The sequence below is a fragment of the Streptomyces calidiresistens genome (genome assembly GCF_014141525.1).
Taxonomy (GTDB): Bacteria; Actinomycetota; Actinomycetes; order Streptomycetales; family Streptomycetaceae; genus Streptomyces; species Streptomyces calidiresistens.
On the sequence record NZ_VKHS01000220.1, the window covers coordinates 1 to 7,020 of the forward strand.

General features: G+C 73.0%; 6 protein-coding genes. 5 read left to right on the plus strand and 1 reads right to left on the minus strand.

Annotated elements, in window-relative coordinates:
• Nucleotides 1–102 precede the first annotated feature (102 nt).
• The 4 genes from FOE67_RS11485 to FOE67_RS11500 all read left to right on the plus strand — a co-directional run bounded on the left by FOE67_RS11485 (nt 103) and on the right by FOE67_RS11500 (nt 5,007).
• Entirely contained in the window at nt 103–1,884 is a 1,782-nt protein-coding gene (locus FOE67_RS11485; RefSeq protein ID WP_182663257.1) for a DEAD/DEAH box helicase, read from the plus strand.
• A 452-nt stretch (nt 1,885–2,336) separates the two neighbouring features.
• Nucleotides 2,337–2,981 carry an IclR family transcriptional regulator gene (locus FOE67_RS11490; protein ID WP_182663247.1) on the plus strand — a complete coding sequence of 215 codons (645 nt, stop codon included), beginning with the start codon at nt 2,337–2,339 and terminating at the stop codon, nt 2,979–2,981.
• 317 nt (nt 2,982–3,298) lie between these two features.
• Nucleotides 3,299–4,162: a S16 family serine protease gene (locus tag FOE67_RS11495; protein ID WP_182663249.1), complete on the plus strand. Its 864-nt coding sequence runs from the start codon at nt 3,299–3,301 to the stop codon at nt 4,160–4,162.
• A 452-nt stretch (nt 4,163–4,614) separates the two neighbouring features.
• Nucleotides 4,615–5,007, plus strand: a complete 393-nt coding sequence (locus tag FOE67_RS11500) for an alpha-amylase inhibitor (RefSeq protein ID WP_182663251.1) — start codon at nt 4,615–4,617, stop codon at nt 5,005–5,007.
• A 97-nt stretch (nt 5,008–5,104) separates the two neighbouring features.
• Here the strand turns inward: FOE67_RS11500 and hppD are convergent, their stop codons facing one another.
• Entirely contained in the window at nt 5,105–6,184 is a 1,080-nt protein-coding gene (hppD, locus tag FOE67_RS11505; protein ID WP_228473780.1) for a 4-hydroxyphenylpyruvate dioxygenase, read from the minus strand.
• Between the two features lie 259 nt (nt 6,185–6,443).
• On the opposite strand from hppD, the gene FOE67_RS11510 reads away from it, so the two are divergent.
• Nucleotides 6,444–6,956 carry an Lrp/AsnC family transcriptional regulator gene (locus FOE67_RS11510; RefSeq protein WP_182663255.1) on the plus strand — a complete coding sequence of 171 codons (513 nt, stop codon included), beginning with the start codon at nt 6,444–6,446 and terminating at the stop codon, nt 6,954–6,956.
• Nucleotides 6,957–7,020: the final 64 nt, after the last annotated feature.

Here is a 7,020-nt window from a genome sequence, read left to right on the forward strand (position 1 = left end):
CCGGAGACCGTGACCACCCCGTCGTCCTCCCCAGCCACGCAGTTGGGTTTCCCCTCGCCCACCCAACCGAGCGCCGGCCCGTCCACCCCACAGGTCGCCACCGTGCCCCCTGCCTCCTCGCACCTCTCACCCGCCTTCCCCGGCCGCGCGCCCTGGGGAACGGCGGGCAAACTGCGCGCCTGGCAGCAGGCGGCGATGGAGCGTTACCTCACCGAACACCCGAGGGACTTCCTCGCGGTCGCCACCCCGGGCGCGGGAAAGACCACCTTCGCGCTCACCCTCGCCTCCTGGCTCCTCCACCACCACGTGGTGCAGCAGGTGACCGTGGTGGCGCCCACCGAACACCTGAAGAAGCAGTGGGCGGAGGCGGCGGCCCGGATAGGGATCAGGCTCGACCCCGAGTACAGCGCCGGTCCCCTCGGCCGCGAGTACCACGGGGTGGCCGTCACCTACGCCGGCGTCGGCGTCCGACCGATGCTGCACCGCAACCGCTGCGAGCAGCGCAAGACGCTGGTGATCCTGGACGAGATCCACCACGCCGGTGACAGCCGCTCCTGGGGCGAGGCCTGCCTGGAGGCGTTCGAACCGGCCACCCGCCGACTCGCCCTCACCGGCACGCCCTTCCGCTCCGACACCAACCCCATCCCGTTCGTGCAGTACGGCGAGGACGCCGACGGCATCCGCCGGTCGGTGGCCGACTACACCTACGGCTACGGCAACGCCCTGGCCGACGGCGTCGTCCGCCCCGTGATCTTCCTCTCCTACAGCGGCAACATGCGCTGGCGGACCAAGGCCGGCGACGAGATCGAGGCCCGCCTCGGCGAGCCGATGACCAAGGACGCGATCTCCCAGGCCTGGCGCACCGCCCTGGACCCGCGCGGCGACTGGATACCGTCCGTGCTCTCCGCCGCCGACCGCCGGCTGACCGAGGTGCGGCGGGCCATCCCGGACGCCGGCGCCCTGGTGATCGCCACCGACCAGGACTCCGCCCGCTCCTACGCCAAGCTGCTGCGGGAGATCACCGGCGAGAAGCCGACCGTGGTCCTGTCCGACGACTCCGGCGCCTCCGACCGCATCGAGGAGTTCCGGCGGTCCGACGCCCGCTGGCTGGTGGCGGTGCGGATGGTCTCCGAGGGCGTGGACGTCCCCCGGCTGGCGGTGGGGGTCTACGCGACGACGATCTCCACCCCGCTGTTCTTCGCGCAGGCGGTGGGCCGCTTCGTGCGGTCCCGGCGGCGCGGCGAGACCGCCTCGGTCTTCCTGCCCACCGTGCCCTCCCTGCTGGGCTTCGCGCACGAGATGGAACTCCAGCGCGATCACGTCCTGGACAAGCCGAAGCGCGGCGGGGACGAGGACCCCTACGCCGAGGAGGCCGACCTGCTCAAGGAGGCCGAGCGGCAGCAGGACGAGGACACCGGGGACCAGGAACAGTTGCCCTTCGAGGCGCTGGAGTCCGACGCCGTCTTCGACCGGGTGATGTACGACGGCGCGGAATTCGGGATGCAGGCGCACCCCGGCAGCGAGGAGGAACAGGACTACCTCGGCATTCCGGGACTCCTGGAACCCGACCAGGTGCAGATGCTCCTCCAGCGCCGCCAGGCCCGGCAGATCGCGCACAGCAGGAAGAAGCCGGCCGAGGAGGCCGACCTCCTCGAACTCCCCGCCGAGCGGCGACCGGTGGTCACCCACCGGGAACTCCAGGAGCTGCGGCGCGAACTGCACGGCCTGGTAGGCGCCTACTCGCACCAGACGGGGAAACCGCACGGCGTGATCCACACCGAGCTGCGCCGCGCCTGCGGCGGGCCCCCGACCGCCGAGGCGACCGCCGGGCAGCTGCGGCAGCGCATCGACCGGGTGCGGGACTGGGCCACCCGGATGCGCTGAGCGTCCGGCCCCCCCGCCGCCCCGGCCCCCCGGGGCGGCGGGGGAGGTCCCGGAGGCTCCGGCGCGGCATCGGTCCGGGGCCCCGGGGGAGGCCCGGTGGCCGTGAAAGGGGCGGCCGGCGGGGGCCGAACACCGCCGGTGCGCGGTGATCGGGCACGAAAACCACAGCCCTCCGGTGTCCTCAATGCGGAAAGACCGGAGGGATTTTTCTCGCTTTTTCGCCTAAAGCGTTCCGAGGATTGCTCGAATCCCGGACAAGGCCTTCCGGTGAGCGGTGACCCTGTATAGGTTTCCGGTCACGCGCACGCCCGGGCCGGAGTCGTCCCGGGGGCGCAGCCGGCTGTGTGACCTGCCACCGCTACCCACGGCTCCTCGCGCGTGCGGTCGGCCGGGTCGGTGGTCGGACGCACCCCGCGACGCCGAGCCGGACCCACCCGAGAACAGGGGGCGTCGTGACCGCGGAGACCTCTCAGACGCTCGACCGGGGACTGCGTGTCCTCAAGCTGCTCGCCGAGACCGATCACGGCCTCACGGTGACCGAACTCTCCCGACGTCTCGGGGTGAACCGCACGGTCGTGTACCGCCTGCTCGCCACGCTGGAACAGCACGCCCTGGTGCGGCGCGACGCCGGCGGCCGGGCCCGGGTGGGCGTCGGTGTCCTGGGCCTGGGCCGCCAGGTCCACCCCCTGGTCCGCGAGGCCGCCCTGCCCGCCCTGCGTTCCCTCGCCGAGGACGTCGGCGCGACCGCCCACCTGACCGTGGTGGACGGCACCGAGGCCCTGGCCGTGGCGGTGGTGGAACCGAGCTGGACCGACTACCACGTCGCCTATCGCGCCGGGTTCCGGCACTCCCTGGACCGGGGCGCCGCCGGTCGGGCCATCCTCATCGGGCGCTGCAAGGACATCGACAACGAGGACGGCTACATCCTCACCCACGGTGAGCTGGAGGCCGGGGCCAGCGGCGCCGCCGCCCCGCTGCCGCCGGGGTGCGGGATCGAGGGCAGCGTCGGGGTCGTCATGCTCAACGACGCCATCCCGCCGGAGATCGGCCCCCGGGTGGTGCGCGCGGCCCGCGAGGTCGCCGCCGTCCTCCGCTGACCGGCTCCGGGAGGCGGGGCCTCCCGACCGCCCGCCGGGTGAACGGCCGGGTGGCACCGTGATCAGGCCGCCCGTTCCCCGGCGAACGGGGGAGGCGGCACACGACCCGTTGTCCCACGGCGGTGGGCACCACCCGCCGGCCGGGGCCGGGAAATCCCCCGGGGCCGGGCCCCGTTGCGGTTCCCGGCCGGGCGGTGGGACGACTTCCGGCGGGCGCTCACATCGGGAGCCCTTTGAGCGCGGCGCCGTGACCGGAGGCGGCGCCCCGCCCGGGGGCGTTCGTCGGGGAGCGGGGGGCGTGCGTTAGATTCCGTGACATGTCCGCCGAGCCCCCCACCGCCACTTCCCGGTTCAGCGCCGGGTCCCGTTCCCGCCGTGCGGTGGTGCTCGCGCTGTGCGCGGCGCCCGTCGTGGCGCTGCTCCTGGTGGTGGCCCTGCTGCCGCTGCCCTTCGTGGTGGCCTACCCCGGCGCGACGGTGGACGTCCTGGGGGACGTCGAGGGCGAGGCGGTCATCGAGATCTCCGGCACCGAACTCCGCGAGCCGGACGGCGAACTGCGGATGACCACGATCCTCGCCACCCCGCCGGACGCCGAGATCCGCCTCTCCGAGGTGGTCTCCGGATACCTCTCCGACGACCGCGCGGTGATGCCGCGCGACGCTGTCTACCCGCCGGGTCGGAACACCGAGGAGATCCGCGACTACACCACCGGGCAGATGCTCGACTCCCAGCGGGCCGCCGTGACGGCGGCCCTGGCCCTGGTCGGGGGCCGTACCGACACCGGCGCCGGGCCGGTCCTCCCGGACGACCTCGGGGAGTTGGACATCGACCTGCGCCTGGAGGACGTGGGTGGTCCCAGCGCCGGCCTGCTCTTCGCGCTCGGTGTGGTGGAACTGCTGGACGGCGACGGCGAGGGCGGTGACCTGACGGGTGGTCGGATCATCGCCGGCACCGGGGCCATCGCCCCGGACGGGCGGGTCGGGTCGGTCGGCGGGGTGCCGCTGAAGACCCGGGCGGCGGAGCGGGACGGGGCGGAGGTCTTCCTGGTGCCCTCGGCGGAGTGCGCGGAGGCGAGCCGGTCCGCGCCCGACGGGCTGCGGCTGATCCCGGTGAGCACCCTGGACGACGCGGTGCGCGCGCTGGAGGCGCTGGAGGCCGGGGACCCGGTTCCCTCCTGCTGATACCGCTCCGTCGTCGGTTCCGGGGGACGGGCGTTCCCGTCTCCCCTTCTCCCTTCCTTCCCCTCTCCTTCCTTCCCCTCTCCTTCCCCTTCCCGCCCCCCGTCCGCGTACCGGCCCTCCGTTCCGTCCGCCCCGAAAGCCGTCCTCCGGTCGGATTTTCGGACGGGATCCTCCGGGTCCCCGCCGGGAGGACTCACCGGCCGGGACCGCGTCGAACATCGCAGGTGGGGAAGGGGCGGTCGAGCGCGGCAGGCCCCCGGGAGCCCTCCCGGGTCGGCCCGTGACACCTCCCCGTCACCGGGTAAGCGCGTTCCGTGCCGGAAAGTTCTTGCGCAAAACGACTGCAAGAAATTTCGACGGGGGCATGATGGCCGTGGCCGTCACCCCCGCCCGGTGGATTCGGACGGGGGTCCCGACGGCCGGCACCGACCGAACCACCCGAGGGAGTCACCATGCGCACCACCGTGTTCCGCGTTTCCCGTCGTCCGTCGGGACCGGGTCGCGCCCGCGCCGCCGGACGGATGCGCCGGGCGTCCGTCGCCCTGCTGCTCGCGGCGGTGACGGGAGCCATCGGCCCGGCGACCGCCGTCCCGGCCGCCGCGTTCGACTCCGCGCCGGAGGGGACGACCCCGACGGACGTCGCCCCGGACTGCGTCCACATGTACGCCGGGCTGCGGTACACCCACCTCCACAGCGAGTGCGCCGAGGAACACCTCCTGCGCATCCGCTACACCTTCGGCGAGGTGAGCGACTGCCGGCCGATCGTCCCCGGCGGGTGGCACACCTTCCGGGGGTACGGCTTCGACGGGGGCCACCCGGTGGCCGTGGAGCCCTGCGCCGACTGACCCGCACCGGGCCGTCACGGGAAGCCCGGGAGTTCTCCCGAAAACCGGCCGCCCCCGCGAGTGCAGGTCGCGGGGGCGGCTCGAGGGGGTGGTACTCCTACAGATTCCCCCGCTTCGCCTGTTCACGCTCGATGGCCTCGAAGAGTGCCTTGAAATTGCCCTTTCCGAACCCCATCGAGCCATGACGCTCGATCATCTCGAAGAACACCGTCGGCCGGTCCTGCACCGGCTTGGTGAAGATCTGCAGCAGGTAGCCGTCCTCGTCCCGGTCCGCGAGGATCTTCAGCTCGCGCAGCTCGTCCAGCGGCACCCGGGTGTCGCCCACCCACTCACCGAGGGTGTCGTAGTAGGAGTCCGGCACGTCCAGGAACTGCACGCCGGCCGCCCGCATCGAGCGCACGGTGTGCACGATGTCGTTGGTGGCCAGCGCCACGTGCTGCACGCCGGGGCCGCCGTAGAACTCCAGGTACTCGTCGATCTGCGACTTCTTCCGCGCGATCGCCGGCTCGTTGATCGGGAACTTCACCTTGCGCGTGCCGTTGGCGACGACCTTCGACATCAGGGCGGAGTACTCGGTGGCGATGTCGTCGCCGACGAACTCCTTCATGTTGGTGAAGCCCATCACCCGCCGGTAGAACTCCACCCACTCGTTCATCCGGCCCAGTTCCACGTTGCCCACGCAGTGGTCCACGGCCTGGAAGAAGCGGCGCCCCGCCGGCTCCACGATCGGGTCGGCCGCCGTGTAACCGGGCAGGTAGGCGCCCTTGTACCCGGAGCGGTCCACCAGGGTGTGGCGGGTCTCGCCGTAGGTGGCGATGGCGGCCAGCACCACCGTGCCGTCGTCGTCGCTCATCTCGTGCGGCTCCACCAGTCCTTTGGCGCCGCGTGCCAGGGCCCCCTCGTAGGCCGCCCGCACGTCGGGGACCTCCAGGGCGAGGTCGACGACACCGTCCCCGTGCTCCGCGACGTGGCGGGCGAGGAACCGTCCGTGGTCGGTGGTCGGCCGGATGACCGAGGTGAGGACGAACCGGGCGCCGCCGGACTCCAGGACGTAGGAGGCCGTCTCGCGGCTGCCCGTCTCCGGCCCCGCGTAGGCGACCAGGCGCATCCCGAAGGCGGTGGAGTAGTAGTGGGCGGCCTGCTTGGCGTTGCCGACGGCGAAGACGATGGCGTCCATGCCGTGCACGGGGAACAGGTCCTCGGAGGCACCCGGCGCCGGCGGGGTCTCCGGGGCGGTGGTGGGAACCGGGCTCGTGGTGGTCGCCGCCGGGGTCCCCGGCGACGACAGCGGGTTCTCGCGCGTGGTGTCCGTCATGGGCCAAGGGTCCCGGCGGTCGTCAGAGTGTGCAAGAGTTCGCGTTCCGGCTGGACAATCCGGCCGGCGAAGCCGGGAAACCACCGGACGTTCCGAACAGTATGTGCAGTGTGGGGGAGCCATGAGGGAGTGGAGCATCGATCGTCTCGACGGGCGGCTGCTGGAACTGCTCGACCGCGAGCCCCGGATCGGGGTGCTGGAGGCGTCCCGCCGGCTCGGGGTCGCCCGGGGCACCGTGCAGGCGCGCCTGGACCGACTGCGCGGCGCCGGCGTCATCCGGGGCCTGGGGCCGGACGTCGATCCGGCCGCGATCGGCTACCCGGTGACCGCGTTCGCCACCCTGGAGATCCGGCAGGGGCAGGGACCCCGGGTCCGGGATCACCTGCGGGCCGTGCCGGAGGTGCTGGAACTGCACACCATCACCGGGCAGGGGGACATGCTCTGCCGGTTGGTGGCCCGCTCCACGGCCGACCTGCAACGGGTGATCGACCGGGTGGTCGGGTTCGAGGGCATCCTGCGCTCCTCCACCGCCATCGTGATGGAGAACCCGGTGCCGCTGCGGGTGATGCCCCTGGTGCGCCGGGCCTCCGGGCTCGACGAGGAGGAGCCGGGGGGGACCGGGAAAGGGGAGTGAGCGGGTCGGCGGGTCGGGCGGGTGTCCGCGCGCTTCCCGCGCGGCCCCGCCCGCTCCCCGGTCC

Coding starts and splice junctions, on each gene's coding strand:
- FOE67_RS11495 (WP_182663249.1), top strand. CDS start 3,299: ATGTCCGCCGAGCCCCCCACCGCCACTTCCCGGTTCAGCGCCGGGTCC.
- FOE67_RS11500 (WP_182663251.1), top strand. CDS start 4,615: ATGCGCACCACCGTGTTCCGCGTTTCCCGTCGTCCGTCGGGACCGGGT.
- hppD (WP_228473780.1), bottom strand. CDS start 6,184: ATGGACGCCATCGTCTTCGCCGTCGGCAACGCCAAGCAGGCCGCCCAC.
- FOE67_RS11510 (WP_182663255.1), top strand. CDS start 6,444: ATGAGGGAGTGGAGCATCGATCGTCTCGACGGGCGGCTGCTGGAACTG.